General features: G+C 43.9%; 11 protein-coding genes and 1 pseudogene. 5 read left to right on the plus strand and 7 right to left on the minus strand.

Annotated features, from left to right (window positions below; translation table 11 throughout):
• The first annotated feature begins 79 nt into the window (after positions 1 to 79).
• The 3 genes from C6Y07_RS15100 to arr all read left to right on the plus strand — a co-directional run bounded on the left by C6Y07_RS15100 (position 80) and on the right by arr (position 4268).
• On the plus strand, positions 80 to 1939 hold the full coding sequence (locus C6Y07_RS15100) for a beta-glucoside-specific PTS transporter subunit IIABC (RefSeq protein ID WP_106031955.1): 1860 nt from the start codon (positions 80 to 82) through the stop codon (positions 1937 to 1939).
• 19 nt (positions 1940 to 1958) lie between these two features.
• On the plus strand, positions 1959 to 3380 hold the full coding sequence (locus C6Y07_RS15105; protein WP_106031956.1) for a glycoside hydrolase family 1 protein: 1422 nt from the start codon (positions 1959 to 1961) through the stop codon (positions 3378 to 3380).
• A gap of 471 nt (positions 3381 to 3851) precedes the next feature.
• Positions 3852 to 4268, plus strand: a complete 417-nt coding sequence (gene arr / locus C6Y07_RS15115) for an NAD(+)--rifampin ADP-ribosyltransferase (RefSeq protein WP_034664337.1) — start codon at positions 3852 to 3854, stop codon at positions 4266 to 4268.
• Between the two features lie 63 nt (positions 4269 to 4331).
• Here the strand turns inward: arr and C6Y07_RS15120 are convergent, their stop codons facing one another.
• The 6 genes from C6Y07_RS15120 to C6Y07_RS15145 are packed head-to-tail and all read right to left on the minus strand — an operon-like array spanning position 4332 to position 11884.
• A complete protein-coding gene (locus C6Y07_RS15120; protein WP_060595444.1) occupies positions 4332 to 6251 on the minus strand; it encodes a BglG family transcription antiterminator in 1920 nt (639 codons plus the stop codon).
• A complete protein-coding gene (locus C6Y07_RS15125; RefSeq protein ID WP_060595445.1) occupies positions 6248 to 7132 on the minus strand; it encodes an ROK family protein in 885 nt (294 codons plus the stop codon). Before C6Y07_RS15125 ends, C6Y07_RS15120 begins: the two co-directional genes overlap by 4 nt.
• 57 nt (positions 7133 to 7189) lie before the next feature.
• The gene (mngB, locus tag C6Y07_RS15130; RefSeq protein WP_066031387.1) at positions 7190 to 9853 is read right to left on the minus strand and encodes a mannosylglycerate hydrolase; all 2664 of its coding nucleotides are present in this window, start codon (positions 9851 to 9853) and stop codon (positions 7190 to 7192) included.
• A 28-nt stretch (positions 9854 to 9881) separates the two neighbouring features.
• The gene (locus C6Y07_RS15135; RefSeq protein WP_034664325.1) at positions 9882 to 11000 is read right to left on the minus strand and encodes a PTS fructose transporter subunit IIC; all 1119 of its coding nucleotides are present in this window, start codon (positions 10998 to 11000) and stop codon (positions 9882 to 9884) included.
• A 36-nt stretch (positions 11001 to 11036) separates the two neighbouring features.
• Positions 11037 to 11366, minus strand: a complete 330-nt coding sequence (locus tag C6Y07_RS15140; RefSeq protein ID WP_007498438.1) for a PTS fructose transporter subunit IIB — start codon at positions 11364 to 11366, stop codon at positions 11037 to 11039.
• Positions 11363 to 11884, minus strand: a complete 522-nt coding sequence (locus C6Y07_RS15145; RefSeq protein ID WP_223250468.1) for a PTS sugar transporter subunit IIA — start codon at positions 11882 to 11884, stop codon at positions 11363 to 11365. Before C6Y07_RS15145 ends, C6Y07_RS15140 begins: the two co-directional genes overlap by 4 nt.
• Before the next feature lie 179 nt (positions 11885 to 12063).
• Here C6Y07_RS15145 and C6Y07_RS15150 point away from each other — a divergent pair.
• Positions 12064 to 14732, plus strand: a pseudogene (locus C6Y07_RS15150) (S8 family peptidase).
• Positions 14733 to 14838: 106 nt separating this feature from the next.
• Entirely contained in the window at positions 14839 to 15321 is a 483-nt protein-coding gene (locus C6Y07_RS15155) for an Ig-like domain-containing protein (RefSeq protein ID WP_060595449.1), read from the plus strand.
• Positions 15322 to 15666: 345 nt separating this feature from the next.
• Here the strand turns inward: C6Y07_RS15155 and C6Y07_RS15160 are convergent, their stop codons facing one another.
• Positions 15667 to 16287 carry a hypothetical protein gene (locus C6Y07_RS15160; protein WP_034664315.1) on the minus strand — a complete coding sequence of 207 codons (621 nt, stop codon included), beginning with the start codon at positions 16285 to 16287 and terminating at the stop codon, positions 15667 to 15669.
• Between the last annotated feature and the right edge of the window lie 54 nt (positions 16288 to 16341).

Consider the following 16341-nt stretch of genomic DNA (forward strand, 5'->3'; position numbering starts at 1 on the left):
GTTGCGACTATTTTTGGTGCCCGTTTAGGTTTTTATTTTGCCCAAAAACGTATTTTTTTGAAAAAAAGGGGGTTTTTGTATGAGTTATCGTCAATTAGCAGAAGACATTATCAAACACATTGGCACAGAGAAAAACGTTCATTCACTGGTCCATTGTGCCACAAGACTTCGCTTCACATTACATGACCGATCAAAAGCAGACAAAGCAGCCATTGAAAAATTAAATGGTGTTGTAACCGTCATGGAAAGCGGCGGCCAATTTCAAGTAGTCATTGGCAATACCGTACCAGAGGTTTATCGAGAAATTGGGGAGTTTACGAATCTATTAGAGGATTCCACTTCTTCATCTGCAAAATCAGGTGGAGAGAGCACAAGCCTTTTCGGAAAATTCGTCGACATTGTCTCTGGTATTTTCACACCACTTCTCGGTGTCATGGCGGGTGCTGGTATTTTAAAAGGTCTATTAGGCATCTGTATCAATGCGAAATGGTTATCACCTGAAGATACGTCGTACCAAATTTTATTTGCTGCGTCTGACAGCTTGTTCTACTTCCTGCCATTACTGCTCGCATTCACTTCGGCGAGGAAGTTTAGAGCGAATCCATTTGTCGCTGTGACGATTGCTGGTGCACTCATTTACCCAACCATTCAAGAGTTGTCAAAAGGCGGCGGAGATGTGACTTTCTTCGGTATTCCGGTCGTCTTAATGTCGTATACATCAACGGTTATTCCAATCATTTTGGCAGTGTTTGTCATGGGATATATCGAACGTTTCTTTAACAAAGTCATTCATGAAAGTGTCAAAAACTTTATTACACCACTGATTTTACTTGTCACGGTTGTTCCGCTGACACTCATTGTATTCGGCCCATTTGGTGTGTATGCAGGGAACGGCATTGCAGCTGTCTTGCTGAAAATATTCTCCTTTAGTCCTACACTTGCAGGTGCTTTAATTGCGATGGCATGGCAGGTTCTCGTGATCTTCGGTATCCACTGGGGTCTAGTGCCAGTGATTTTAAATAATATCGCCGTCCATGGAAAAGATCATATCAAGCCGGCTACTGCGCCAGCTGTATTCTCACAAGCCGGTGCCTCAATCGGTGTTATGCTGAAAACAAAGAATAAAAAACTGAAATCATTGGCTGGATCGACAGCGGTTTCTGCCGTGTTTGGGATTACAGAGCCAGCTGTATACGGGGTCACGCTTCGTTTGAAAAAACCATTTATTGCAGCCGTTCTCTCTGCCGGTGTCGGCGGTGCGATCATCGGTTATTCACAAAGTATTGCGATTGCGTCAGGGCTTCCAAGTTTACTGACACTTCCGATTTTCTACGGACAAGGCTTTACAGGGTTCATCATCGGAATCTCGGTCTCGTTTGTTCTATCCATCGTCTTGACTTATTTGATTGGATTTAAGGATCCAGTAGATGAAGATGACACGCCAGCACCGATTTCCGCACCAACAATGGAAAACGAACATGGGGTCAAAGCAGCTCATGTGAAGAGTCCTTTAAAAGGCGAGGTGATCAAGCTGGAGGAAGTGCAGGATAAGGCATTCTCATCTGGTGCACTAGGAAAGGGTGCAGCCATCATTCCATCAGAAGGCAAGCTGTTTGCACCAGTATCAGGAGTCGTGACAACGGTGTTCCCAACAGGCCATGCGTACGGCCTCACCTCTGAAAGCGGAGCAGAAGTGCTCATTCACATTGGACTGGATACCGTCCAATTAGGCGGTCAGCATTTTGCCCCGAAGGTCGTACAGGGGCAAACCATCACAGAAGGTGAACTGCTTGCAGAATTTGATATTGAAGCCATCCAAGCTTCCGGCCTGTCCGTCACAACACCAGTGATTATTACCAATTCCGGTGAGTTTAGCGATATCATAGAAACAGAAGTAAAACAAATCACACCAGGACAATCATTTTTACATCTCGTTTAATCAAGAGGAGGAAGAAATTATGAGATATTCAACACTAGCACCATTTCCAAAGGACTTTTTCTGGGGCGGATCTACTTCCGCCTATCAAGTAGAAGGTGCGTGGAACGAGGATGGCAAGGGGCCTTCTGTCATTGATATGAGAGCAAGTTACCCTGAAGGGACAACGGATTTTAAAGTCGCAAGCGATCACTATCACCGCTATAAAGAGGATGTGAAGATGTTTGCAGAAATGGGTTTAAAGGCTTATCGCTTCTCTATTGCATGGACACGGATCATTCCAGATGGAGATGGGGAGATCAATCAAAAGGGGATTGAATTCTATCATTCTCTCATCGATGAATTGCGCCGCTATGACATTGAACCAATCGTGACAATGTATCATTTTGATCTGCCTCATGCGCTTCAAGTAAAAGGCGGTTGGTCAAATCGTGCGACAGTAGATGCGTTTGAACGTTATGCAGAGGTTCTCTTTAAGGAATATGGCCAGAAGGTAAACTATTGGCTGACCATTAATGAACAAAACATGATGATCTTACATGGATCGGCGCTCGGTACACTTGATCCAAATTTAGAAAATCCAAAAAAAGAACTGTATCAGCAGAACCACCATATGCTCGTAGCTCAGGCGAAAGCCATGACGCTTTGTCATCGTTTGCTGCCTGAAGCGAAAATTGGACCAGCACCAAATATTGCGCTCATTTATCCGGCATCTCCAAAGCCTGAGGATGTGCTTGCTGCGGCGAATTACAATGCGATCCGCAACTGGCTGTATCTTGATATGGCAGTCTTCGGCCGTTATAACAACCTTGCTTGGGCATACATGAAAGAAAAAGACATTCTTCCTGTTATTGAAGAGGGAGATATGGATATTTTGAAAAGTGCGAAGCCAGACTTCATTGCCTTTAACTACTACACATCTCAAACGGTTGAAGCGAGTAAAGGAGATGGCAACGATGAATTTGCACGCGGCGGAGATCAGCATTTAAAATCTGGTGAAGATGGCGTATACAAAGGCGGCAACAACCCGTTCTTAAGTAAAAATGCGTTTGGCTGGGAGATTGACCCTGTCGGCTTCCGTTCAACGATGCGCGAGATTTATGACCGTTATCAGCTGCCCCTTATTATCACGGAAAACGGATTGGGTGCTTTCGACAAATTAGAAGAAGATGGATCGATTCAAGATGATTATCGAATTGACTATTTAGAAAAGCATATCGAACAAATCAAATGGGCAATCACAGACGGCGTCGAGGTTTTCGGATACTGCCCATGGTCTGCAATCGATCTAATCAGCACACACCAAGGATGCTCCAAGCGCTACGGATTCATCTACGTCAACCGCGACGAATTTGACCTAAAAGACCTCAAACGAATTCGTAAAAAGAGCTCTTATTGGTACGAAACCTTGATTCAGCAAAATGGAGAGAACATCGGGGGGTAACAAATAAAAAAGCCAATCACCTTATGCGGGTGGCTGGCTTTTTTTCTTCATTCACTCTAATTAGCAAGATCATATTGTTCGAGTTGTTCTAAAATGATAGTCTAATTATATATTGTAAAATTTGGTTTAATATCCATTATAAGAGAGGTTCTGTTTATATGATGACGATTCTTTTTCTGTTTTTCTTATTGTTTTTCATTTTTTATGCTTTGAATTATATAGGTCAGAAATTAATTGCGAAGGAATACCCAATGAACCATGGTGTGATTGTGACTATATCAGCTGTGGAAGGTATTCTTGTTTTTGTACTTGTTGGTGTTAATGAGAAGTTTCCATTTTTTTAGATCCAATCACATCTTGCTCTCTACTATTATTATACCGCGAATACAATCTCATTTACAGACTGTTTTCCGCCCAAATCAGGTCGTATACTGTTATACGCAAGTCAAAAACGATAAGGGGTGCGGCTGTATGAATGACAATGAGCAGGTTTTAGATCCTGGCCCATTTTTTCATGGGACGAAAGCAGAATTGAAGATTGGAGATCTGCTTGAACCGCTGTATTTATCCAATTTTCAGGATAAAAAATCAAACCATATCTATTTCACTGGAACATTAAATGCGGCCAAATGGGGTGCTGAGTTAGCAAGGTCTGATGCGAAAGAGAGAATATATCTTGTAGAACCGTTAGGCGAATTTGAAAATGATCCGAATTTGACTGACAAAAAATTTCCCGGCAATCCAACACGTTCTTATCGATCGAAATCCCCTTTGAAAATTGTCGCAGAATTAGGTTCATGGGAAAGACATTCTGATGAAGAAATTGAACATATGCTGAGCTCTTTGAAGAAATTAAGCGAAGAAGGGAAAAATGTCATATACGATTGATGATCCATATTCTAAATAACACGAAGGCCGCCTCATCAACAACTGGGCGGCCTTTGTTCTATTTTATTGAAACAATGCATCCATCAACTCATCAAATGTTTTTGCTTGCTTCAGGAAGTGAATGCGGTCTGGATTGTCCAGTAAATCGACGGCCTGTTCAAAGAATTGATTCATACAGACTGCGTCATCCTTATGAATGGCTAATAAAAAGACAAGTGATACTTGGTCTCCCTGCCAGTCAATTGGCTGTTTTAAGTGTGCGATGGCTACGCAGGATGTGCCTTCATTTGTGATGAGCGGGTGAGGCATAGCCATTCCTCTGCCAAGATAGGTAGACGACATTTGCTCCCGCTCAAGCACCGAGGACCGAAAAGAAGGCGATACTAGCTGATGCTTCTCTAAACGGCTGCATAGTGTGTCTAATACCTCCTCCTTGCTGGATAGGTCAGCATTCAATAAGGTCAATCGTTCTTGAAAAAATGCCATCAGCTCTTTAGAGGGAGTCCCATGTCCATTTAATAAATGAATGATCTCATTTACCCGCTGTACATCATGATGTTCAAAAAAAGCGCTGACCTGAATCACGGGTTTTCCCTTTGATGCGAGTGGGACGGTTGTAATGATGACATCACAGGGCAGGGTGGTGCTCATTAGATAATCCTGATAGGAATACAGCTCGACGATTTCCAGTTCGTGCTGAAAGGCTGCCTTCAATTTAATTTCAAGCAGTCTTGCCGTCCCTAGTCCAGACCCGCACACGATAATGGCTTTCTTTTTTTGCGAGGTATCGAGCTGACTTCTTTCAAATGAAGCAGCGATATGCAGAGCAACATATGCCGCCTCGTCTTCATTTGGCGTCCGTACCAGCTGTAAGGCATTCAGTCCGCTGACAGCCAAATCAAACGGGTAAGGATAGGACGCTTTGATCTCATGCAAAAGCGGATTTTGTAAGGATACGCCATATTGGATTCGATTTAATAATGGCTTCATATGAAGCATCAAGTCTTGCTGCAGGATGTTGTCATCTGCAAAGCGGTGGCCGCTTGTTTTCTCAATGTGCTGTAGAAAGACCGCAACCGCCTGCTGAACTTCCACTGTCGTCTGATGCTGGGCGGCTTCTTTCCACGTTTGATTCGCCAAAAGATGCATCACTAAGTAATCTGTTTCATCCTCTGATAAGATGACGTGAAAGGTGTCACTTACCTGCTGTATGATCTTTTGGGCAATTCTCATTAAGACTTGCGATCTTTGTGTACGAGTGGTGCTGGCGGATATCCGCTGGTTTTTTCGTGTCTGCTGAATCGCAATCGCTAAGTGAATGACTAAGTTTTTTAAGGCAATGTCTTTAATGAGCAATGACTCTTGATGCAGGTTCGTCAAGACAATAGATCGAATGGTTTCAAGAGAAATATCAGGAAAATGGAGCTGCTCCCGCTCGGTGATATGAGAAAGTGCAGGCTCTTCCTCAAGGAGTAAGTCTGCATAGCATGTTCTTTTTTGCAACTCGTCTCCCTCAATCTTTAAGCCAAAACCAGGCTTTGACACAAGGGTCATGCCGTAACGGGCTAACAGCTCTCGTCCTTTTTTTAAATCACTGCTGACCGTCATGCGGCTGATAAACAGTTCTTCAGCCAGCTGGTCAATTTTTAAGTAATCCGGTTGAAGCAATAGCTTTCTCATCATAAATCGTACACGCTCTTCTGGCATGACGGGGACGAGAGAGCGGGCAGGAAGCTTCTGTTGATGAAGCCAAAGCAGGAAGGCGTCTTGGTCACTTGTTAATAGGGTGTATCCCTTTCCGCGGATCGTTTTAATCTTGGCTCCAGCTTCCTTTAATTGCTCATTTGCTTCTTTGATTAAATTGCGGATGGAGCGGTCAGATAAGCGAAAAGAGGCAGTGAGCTCCTCCAGCTTCACGAACCCCTTCGTTTCAAATAGCCGCTGAATCAGCTGATAGGTTCGAGGATCTGCCGTCATCATCATTGCGCGGCTCCTTGCGCCTGTAAGGCATCAGTACCAAGAGCGATTGCGCCCATTAAACCCGATAATCCATCAAAGGATGGCTTGGTGATAATTTCATTTAAAGGCTTTGGCAGCTGCAAATACCCGTGAAGCCGCTTTTCTGTTTCATCAAGAATGAGCGGCAGCATAGCGGGCTGTTTCATCACACCTCCGCCGAGAATGATGCGCTCTGGTGAAAGAGTGAGTAATAAATTGGCGGTCATCTGCCCGAGATAGTAGGCATGAAGTGACCAGGCAGGATGCTCCTCTGGCAGCATTTGCGCCAGTGTATGATAGCGTCCTTCTATGGCAGGTCCAGATGCCAGTCCCTCTAAACAGTCGTGATGTATTGGGCAGCAGCCTCCGTAGGAATCATGAGGATGCCGCTGAACGGTGATATGACCCATTTCTGGATGCAACAATCCGTGAATGAGGCGGTGTTCAATATAGGCACCGCCGCCTATTCCTGTTCCAACTGTGATGTAAACCAAAGAAGCAGGCTTTTGTGCTTCGACCGAAAAGCGGGCTTCTCCGAGTGCTGCACAGTTCACATCGGTATCAAGCTTCATCGGGAGCCCAAGGGCTTGTTTTAAGGTTAAGAGGAAAGGGAATTGGCGCCAGGCTGTTTTTGGTGTATCTAAAATCGTCCCATAGCTTGGGCTTTGTTCTTTTACATCGACAGGCCCGAATGCCCCAATGCCAATGGCATCGACAGGATGCTTTGTAAAGTAATCGATCACTTGCCGGCATGTTTCAATTGGGTTTCCTGTTGCAAAGGAAGTCATGTGTTCAATCGTTCCGTCTGTTGTTCCGTAGCCGCAGACAAATTTTGTTCCGCCTGCTTCAATGCCTCCAATTCGCATGATCAATGCCCTCCATTAAAGAGGGGCGGAATCCAAATGGACCCCGCCCCTACATGTTCATTTTTTCTTTACAATGTAGGTTTGTACCTGACAAGGTGTGAGCGGTTCAATGTGTAATGATCCATGTTGTGCTTTGAGTATATGTCCTTCAGGTGTTTCGCCTAAATTCGCTGTTTCTCCGTGTTGTAGAGATGAACTATTGATTGAAGCGGCTGTTTGACGCGTTAAATATGGATTGAAGAGACGGATGACAATGCCTGTTCCATGCTCTTCTTTTTTTAGAGCGCTTAGAATGGCTCCGTCTGTCTCAATGTCAAGCAGGCTATAAGTAGATTGTAAGTCTTCTTTTTCATCTCGGAAAGAGAAAATTAAACGACCGTTTAAAAAGTCTGCCCGTTCGTAGCATTGAACTGGGGTGGTATACCGCTTAGCAAGCTGCGCTAAGTGCCCCTCGCTGACAGCGTCCTTGCTATAGTGCATGCCAAATGAGAACGACAGTGCACCTTGCAGCTGAGCGTCAGGTGTCTCAACAATTTTTTCCCCAGATGCGCGGCCTGGACGGTAAAGAAGATTTTCTTTCCCCATTTTTCCGAAACAGCGGAAGAGCGTATACGCAATCGTTGTGTAGCCTTCTCCTGTGATCTGGTATTCTCTCACACAGTCGGTCAATAGAGCGACACCATATGCTTCATCACGAAGTGCAGTAAAGGATTGCATCGGTTCAATGGTGATCGGTTTTTCTTCCCAATGCTCATTGCTCCACCATTCAAGCTCTTGCGTGAGCTCTGTTGGGCGTTCGATGGTTCCAAACTGCTGATCGCTCAGTGATACCTTTGATGCGATGCCTGTATCAAAGAGGACACGCAGACGATGGTCTAACGCATGATTGTCGATATCGACATGAAAACGGATGACAGGCTCATCTTTGTTTAATGCCACCTTCGCTGTGATCGGGAGTGAAGTCGTGACCGATTGCTGAGAGCGCTCTTCTAAGTCATATGGGACAGTGAGAGTAAGCTGGATGGTGAGCTCTTCCTGCAGTCCGCTTTTAGACACTGTGAGGTCTGCTGAAGAAAGATCCTTGGATGACACATACAGATCTTCGCGCGGCGGGGAATAGTTGTAAGAATCTCCATCGTCTCCATTGTCTTCAAAGGTCATTTGCTCAGAGAATGTCCGGCCTGTTTGTTTATCTGTGATATCCAGCGATCCGTTGTCATTTGCCGCTATGCGGTAATACGTATTTTCAATCGCGCGTCCTTCTGTTTGTTCCCATGCAGATTCGCTTGATTCATCGAAAACCATGCTGACTTGTGTATAACCAACGGACGGTAAGCTGGCGGCTTCAATCAGCAGAATGGCTTTCCATACTTGTTTTGGCATGTACACATCTTTACTTGGGTTAAGAGAAATTTGCTGTGCCAGCACATAATCTGTGACATCGGTTTTGCTTTTCACTGTGTAGTGAAGCGTTCTTCCGTTTGCATCCTTTAGTGTAAATGGACGTTCCGTGATAAAGGTTTCGACCTCAATGACTTCAGAACGCTTTGAAGGCAGTGTATTAAATAACGTGAATGTGATTTCTTGCTCAGTTTGCAGTCGAATAGCAATGAGACGCATGTGTAAGTCCACAAGATTCTCGGCGATTTCCTTTGCCTGCTTGTAGCGGAAGAAGACATCTTGATTCGTCGTGTCGCTATTGCAGCCGCCAATGCTGTCATGCGCTGCATTTTCAAACATGAGGTACCAAATATCACGAACCGTATCATGCGGATAGTCGTGTCCGAGTGAATAGCTAATCGTTAGGATGGGTTCCATCACATTGACGAGATAGTTTTCAATTTGATTGTTTAAGATTTTTAAATCAGCTCGTGTTGAAAAAATAGATTTGTGAATCCGCATATGCTTCGCATGAATGAGCTCTCCTTCTAATGTTTCAAAAGACGTCCGCTCTTTTTTTACTGCTGCAATGTAATCTTCTAAACTGCTGATTTGATAGTGGTGCTCGTTAAGTTCATTGGCTTTTTCCAATAAGTCAGGCAGGTTTTTGCGGATCGGTGCCTGGTCAAAGCCATTTGGGAAATAGACATTCTTTGTGGTTGCTTTTGCTTGCAGCGCACCAATTTTTTCAGATAAAAAGGCTTGTAAGTCCTCATCCTTTTCAGGAATATTTCCACCGTAGTAGTAGCCAAATGGCAGGTTCACAGCAAAGACTTCACTGCCGTCAGCACCTTGCCAATTGAATTCAGTGTGATTCGTCATATGGTCTGAAACACCGCGCCAAAAAGCTGTATCCACAATGCCGAATCCACGGTAAATTTGAGGCATTTGCGCGGATTGACCGAAGGAATCAGGGACATAGCCGACTTTCATCACATGACCGAACTGCTGACAGCGTTCAATCCCATATTGCAGGTTCCGTACAATCGATTCACCTGAAATGACGAGCTGGTCGGTTTGGGTATACCATGGGCCGATGATGAGACGTTTGGCTGTGACGAGTTTTTTGATTCTATTCTCATCCTCAGGGCGCCATTTCAGGTAATCATCCAATAAGGATGCCTGTGCATCGAGCATGAAGTAATGGAACCTTTCATCTGTTTCAAGGGTGTCTAAAATGTCCATTACGCTTTTCATTAAGTAGATACGGGATCGGGAGGTGGTGAAATACCATTCCCGGTCCCAGTGAGTATGTGGAATCACATGTACATTGACAGTCATTGATCAACGACACCTTTCTATGTTCAAATTATCCTTCTAGCACAAGGTCAAAATCGTCTTCTTCTTTCTGCTTCTGGTCATGTTCTGGCGTTTTTGGCTCTTTTTTCTCAGAGAAATTCACAAGCAGGTTGGCGCCAATACCGATGACGAGTGCGCCAGTGAGGGCTCCGATTAAATAAGCCCACCAGTTTCCGACTGAGAAGAAGCCGTATAGCCCGCCAATTGGCGGCATGATGTCATGAACACCTAATAATGCAGCGACCCCGCTTCCAGCAGCACACGCGACAACATTGAGCGGAATTAATTTCAAAGGATTGACAAGGGTAAAAGGAATCGCCCCTTCCGTAATACCGATAATGCCCATCACAAGCCCGCCTCGTCCGGCTTCTCTAAAGGTTGGAGAGAAGTTGCGTTTTCGAATCAATGTCGCAAGCCCGTATCCAAGCGGCGGAATGACAATCGCAATATTGACGAGGATGGCAGGGAGGTAGACGCCTGATAGGAAGAGTGCATTACCTGCCATCCAAGCGGATTTATTCACCGGTCCGCCAAGGTCGAAGCCAATCATCGCACCTAGAATCAGAGCGAGTGCAAGTGTGCTTGTGCCGTCAGCGACCATACCTTTGATCCATTCAATTAATGCCGTGTTCAAAGCGCCTAATGGTCCGCCCAGCAGAACGGACATGAGAAGCCCGGTTAAGCCAACGGTTATAAGCGGTAAGATGAGCAGAGGAACGAGTCCGGCTGCGGAGCCTTGAATTTGAATTTTTCGTTTCACAAAGAGAGCAACATATCCTGCGAAGAAGCCTGCAATGACGGCACCGATAAATCCAGCATTCGTTGAGCTGGCAAGGGCACCGCCGATGAAGCCGGCCGCAAGACCTGATTTATCCGCAATCGAATAGGCGATAAATCCAGCGAGCAGGACGTTCATTAAGCCAATGCCTGTCCAGCCAACCTGCTCCATTAAATAGGCGCCGTGTAAAATGCCGCCGGCATCCTTATAGGCGTTTAAATCTGAAACACCAAATCCTAATCCGACTAGTTTTGCTAAACCAACGATAAGGGAGGCGCCGATGATCACAGGAAGAATATAAGAAATACCGGTCATGAGATGGCCTTCAATGACTTTTAATTTTGCTTTCATTTTGCTTTGCTCCTTTCTATATGGCATTGCTCACGTTTATTGAGATTCAGATTTTTTCTTTTCAACAAGTGCTACGGCTTTTGTGATGATTTGCTCGGCATTTTTTAAGGCGCGTCCAATCTCGACACGTACTGTGGGAATGCCTGAGAAACGTTCCGCATCGTTGATATGCTGATTTGAGGCAATGATACAAAGGTCTGCCTGTTTTGCTTCCTCTGCTGTAATGCCATTTACCTGTCCCATAATCCCTTGCTGCTCGATTTTGATCTCGTGACCGAGCTGTTTACCCGCATTTTCTAACGCCTTTGCTGCCATTGGTGTATGAGCTAACCCTGCTGGACATGAAGTGACACCGACAATTTTCATTGTGTAATCCCCTCTTTCAATTGTTGTTCAATGACTTCGTAATAATAGTCAGCGGTTTGACCTGGTTGTATCTTTTCGATGAAAGCCGGTTCCATGAGGCTTGTCGCAATCCCTGACAGTAATTTCAAGTGTGTGACATTTGCTTCTTCTAATGGAACGAGCAGTGTAAATAAATAGCTTGTGGGCAAATCGTCGAAGCTTCCCCATTCAATCGGTTGTTCTAACTCTAAAAATAGAAGTGAAGCCGTTTGTACAGCGGAGCTTTTTGTATGAGGAATGGCGAAGCCTTGCTGAAGTCCTGTTGAGACTTCGTCTTCGCGTGTCAACAAATCGGATAATAACCCCGCCTGATCGTTTGTAATCTGAAGGTCTTCAGCTTTCTCGGCAATGTATTGTAAAATCTCATTCTTTGATCGTCCGTTTACTTGTGTGAAAACATGATCTTTTTGGAACAAGCTGATCCCTTCTCTCTTGTTTGTTAAGCGCTTACAAGTTGATTGTAATGTACTTTTCGGCATGGTTAAATAGCATCATTTTCCGTTTGAAATGGCAAAAAGTTTATGAAGCTATCTGTCATACTTTCTGGATATCTCAAATCCTAGCTTAAAACGAGTTTAATTATGTAAAAAACAGATTCTACTAAATGCATTTCTGTGATATTCTTCCAAGGTATTACAAAAGATAAGGGGGTCTTTTCATGTTCAAAAAGCAGGTCAAATCCTGTGTGATCGTACTCATGGCCATCATTCTCTGTATGGCGGCATTACCTGGATATGAGGCAGCAGCTGCCAGTAAAGGAACAACTGTCAATGAAGCCATTGGGTTAAAAAATGGTGAAGTGATTTCAGGTACATTACAGAATGAAAAGGAAGAGTCATGGTACCAAATCACGCCATCTGCACAAGAGGTGGCAAAACATACGCATATGAAAATTTCTGTAAAAAGTAAACAAGTGTTGTCCGTATCGGTCTATCCAAGCAAGGACAGAGCGATGAAGGATGACACTTATTCCAGATATCGTGTGGACACTGCAAGTGGAGAGACAGAGATCGACTTCCCGCATGCATGGTCAGGTCCTTATTTTGTCAAAGTGCTCTATTTAGGGTCGGAGGAAGACAGCCGTGATGAGGAAGAGGATGCGGCCTATACAATTGGGTATAAAGGAGCTAACCTTCCGCCTTCTGAACCCGTTTTCCCTGAAGACGATGAGCCTGACATCATTATTATTGAGAAAAGTACGGGCGCGAAATTCTCCAATCGATGCGTACAATTGAAGATAAACGTTTTAATGAAACACCAAATGGTCAGAAGCTGAGTCGCCTGCTCCAAAAGACAAAGCCATTTCTCAAATTGAAGCTCATCAAACAAAAAAATGAGCAGCAAAAGGTATACAATCATCTGCTGACATTAAAGTCACTGCTAAATGACGTAGAGAAAAATGGTGCATTTAGCGGTCATATCGTGACAGAGAAAGAACAACAGGCGATCCGTTCCCTTTTTGATATGCTCAAAGGAGCAAGTCCTGCCTATTTAAAGAAGGAATTAGAAGCAGTGAGTCAAAATATTGGAATCGATCAGCTTGAAGGAAAATCGATCGGTTATGTATTAGAGAAGCAAAAGCTTGTAAAAGAAGAGAAAGTGAAGACGAATAAGATCATTTTTAAATTAAAGGATGGCCAAACGCTTCAATCTGCGAAAAAGAAGATGAAAAGCTATGGAATCCAAGAAAACCGCGTGACATCGCAGTCAGTAAGTCCTTTGTTTAAAGGAATGTATGTCTATGATGTACCAGCAGGGCAAGAATCAGCTGGGAAGACACTAAAAGCAGGCAAAGCTGTGATCAAAAGCACTGCAAGAAAGCTGTCCAGTATGCCGAATGTTGAATTTGCGGAGCCTGTTCAAACGTATCGTGCACTTAGCAATGACGTGCAGTATGGTTACCAGTGGCCACTGAAAAACAGTGCGCAAAACAGCGGGAAAAAAGGCGCTGATGTGAAGTTTGAACAAATGAATACACTGATTGGCACAAGCAAGATGAAGCAAACATTGATTGCAGTTGTGGATACAGGTGTAGACAGTCGTTTGACTGATTTAAGCGGGACTGTTCGTACGGACTTAGGTGCGAATCTCATTGGACGAAACAAAGATGCGATTGATGACAATGGACACGGTACGCATGTTGCCGGCATCATTGCCGCAAAAGCCGATAATCATTACTCCATGGCAGGTCTCAATCAACATACGGGCATCATTCCGGTGAAGGTGCTGGATGCCTATGGCTTTGGAGATACAGAGCATATTGCACTTGGAATCAAGCATGCAGTGGATAAAGGTGCAAAGGTCATCAACATGAGCCTTGGCGGCTACTACAGCAGGGTGATTGAATACGCAATGAACTACGCGGCTCAAAGAAATGTACTAGTGGTCGTGGCGAGTGGAAATGATGGCGTTCCAGAAATGGGCTATCCTGCGACATCAAAGTATGCAATGGCCATTGGCGCAAGCAACCGTATGGATATTGCCGCTGAATTCTCAAGCTACGGTAAAGGACTGAGCATGTCTGCACCAGGATCTGATATTCCAAGCTTAATGCCAGATGGGAATGTCTCATATCTGAGCGGGACATCAATGGCGACACCATATGTGGCAGCGGCAGCAGGATTACTGCTTTCTAAAAATCCATCCTTGAAGCCAAATCAAGTAAGGAATATCTTGCAAAGCACAGCAGATAAGATCTCCTTTACATCTGTTGATGGAAAAGATGACGTTTTCTATGATGAAAACGATGAGCCAATTGTCGATCCGAAAATTCCAGGTATTGATTGGATGACAGGTCATGGCAGACTGAATGCATTTGCTGCTTTAAGTGCTGTCGAACTGAATGCATCTGTGAGCAAAGTGGAGGATCAGCATCAAAAGGTGACAGGTAAAGCAAAGGCCGGCGCTGCTATTTCTGTGTATAGAGGCAAAACCCTGCTTGGAAAAGGCACAGCAGGCAAAAATGGAACTTTTAGTGTGAAGATCAAGCATCAGAACAAAAACAAAGTCCTTCACATTAAGATTTCAAAAGGAAAGGCCGCTACAACGCTCAAAACAGTCGTCAAAAAAGGCAAAGCACCAGCTAAGCCGAAAGTGGGAAAAGTAACGGTCAAAAGTAAAACGGTCAAAGGTACTGCGGGTGCAGGATTGACCATTAAAGTGAAAAACAAATCAAAGAAAGTCATCAAAACGGTGAAAACGAATAACAAGGGCGCATTTACTGCCCAAATAAAACCGCAAAAAGCCAAAACAGTCTTGTATGTGACCGCTTCTGATGTGAGAAAAAGAGAAAGCAAAGCGGTGAAGGTTGTTGTTGTGAAAAAGTAAGAGAAGAACTTCCCTTTCTAAAAAAGGGAAGTTCTTTTGTTTGTTACTGGAAAAATACCAATTAATGTCGATAGTAATATAGTAGGAAAAAAAGGAGGATTTATCGATGAAAAAAATGATGTTTGCTTTCTTTCTATCATTGCTTCTCGTATTCCCAACCTTTGCACATGCAGAGGAAACAGGAGCAGTACCAGCATCTGTACAAGTAACAAGTGTTACAGCAGCCGATAGTGGATTGGTGAATTACGGCTATGGCAGTAAATATCGCGTGGGTTCTTATTATCCAGCTACGTTTAAAGGAACACTAAAAGATGCAAGTGGAAATCTCATGCCCAATCAGCCGATCCAGCTTTATTTTGAAGCAGCAATCAAATCATATGCTCAAACAGCGACAGGCACAACAGACGTAAATGGACAATTTTCACTGACGTTTCAAGTTCCTGCAGGTGCAGGCTACCAAACATACAATAATGCAGGCTGGTCTACACATTACTACGATATCGTTCCAGTGACGTTCACTTCAAACGACATCAAGCTATCTTCAAATGTCACAAGTGTATACCATTTGGCATATACATCACGTTACTAATCTGCTGGAAGAGGCGACTTGGCGAAAGCCCTGTCGTTTTTTTTCATAGAAAAAAGGATGTCATCATTTGACATCCTTTTCTTTTTGTTAGCAAACCTGCTGGGCGGCAACCGAAAGAGTCGATAAACAAACACTCATGAGCCGTGACTCCCAGATTTGATCGAGTGTTTACCTTTTAATTCTGAGCTTTGATGGATAAGAACTTTCACACTTGAACGTTGATCCTTGAACCTTCAGCTTTGAGCTTTTATCAAGGATCATCCAGAGATGATCAGATGAGGAGGGAATGACCTTTCCCTCGGAGGTGTTTAGTTCTATCGATTTTCGGCTCACTAACAAAATCTATTAATCGATCTGTATTTTCGTTAGTGTATTGCTTTCTGACAAGGAAAAATCAACTTCCATTTGAAAATCCTCAATTTCGTTCGAAAGCTTTTCAATCTTCACTCGAAGACGAAGCGGATCGATGATCGTTGCCTCATTTTCAGCTAGGAACGACTTGACGATCTCTTGGTTGGCAGCCGCTTGTGTTTTTCCGTCTTTTCCAAACAAGGTTTCTAAATGCTGGTCGAGTCTCTTTTTCACATCTTCATTGGTTTGTTCTGCTTTGTCTACTAGTTCTGTGTACACCTTTTTTAATTTCCGTAAATAACGAATATCGTATTCAATGGACGTCTTCCGTTCAATCGCTTCTGCCACCGTCATGCTGACACCCGCTACATCAATTGTTGTGGTCGCATTCGACACAACAATGGCTGATTTGATGGCATTCCGGCGTTTGATTAATGCTTGAATCGATTGGTCATCAGCCTTCGCCTTTTTTTCGATTTCTTCTTGATTTTGAAACCCGTGCTGTATATGTTTCCCGATCATCAATCCACCAAGTACGGCTTCATCAACGGTTCGGTTGATTCTCTTATCTAACATTTTCAGTTCACTTAATGCTCTTGTAATGGTCATTTCCATATTAGTGACAACTCCCTTGGTTCATCCTGAAAATCATAGATTCCTATCATATAC

Origin of the sequence: Bacillus sp. LNXM12-1, assembly GCF_003004375.1 — a bacterium.
Classification (GTDB): domain Bacteria; phylum Bacillota; class Bacilli; order Bacillales; family Bacillaceae; genus Bacillus.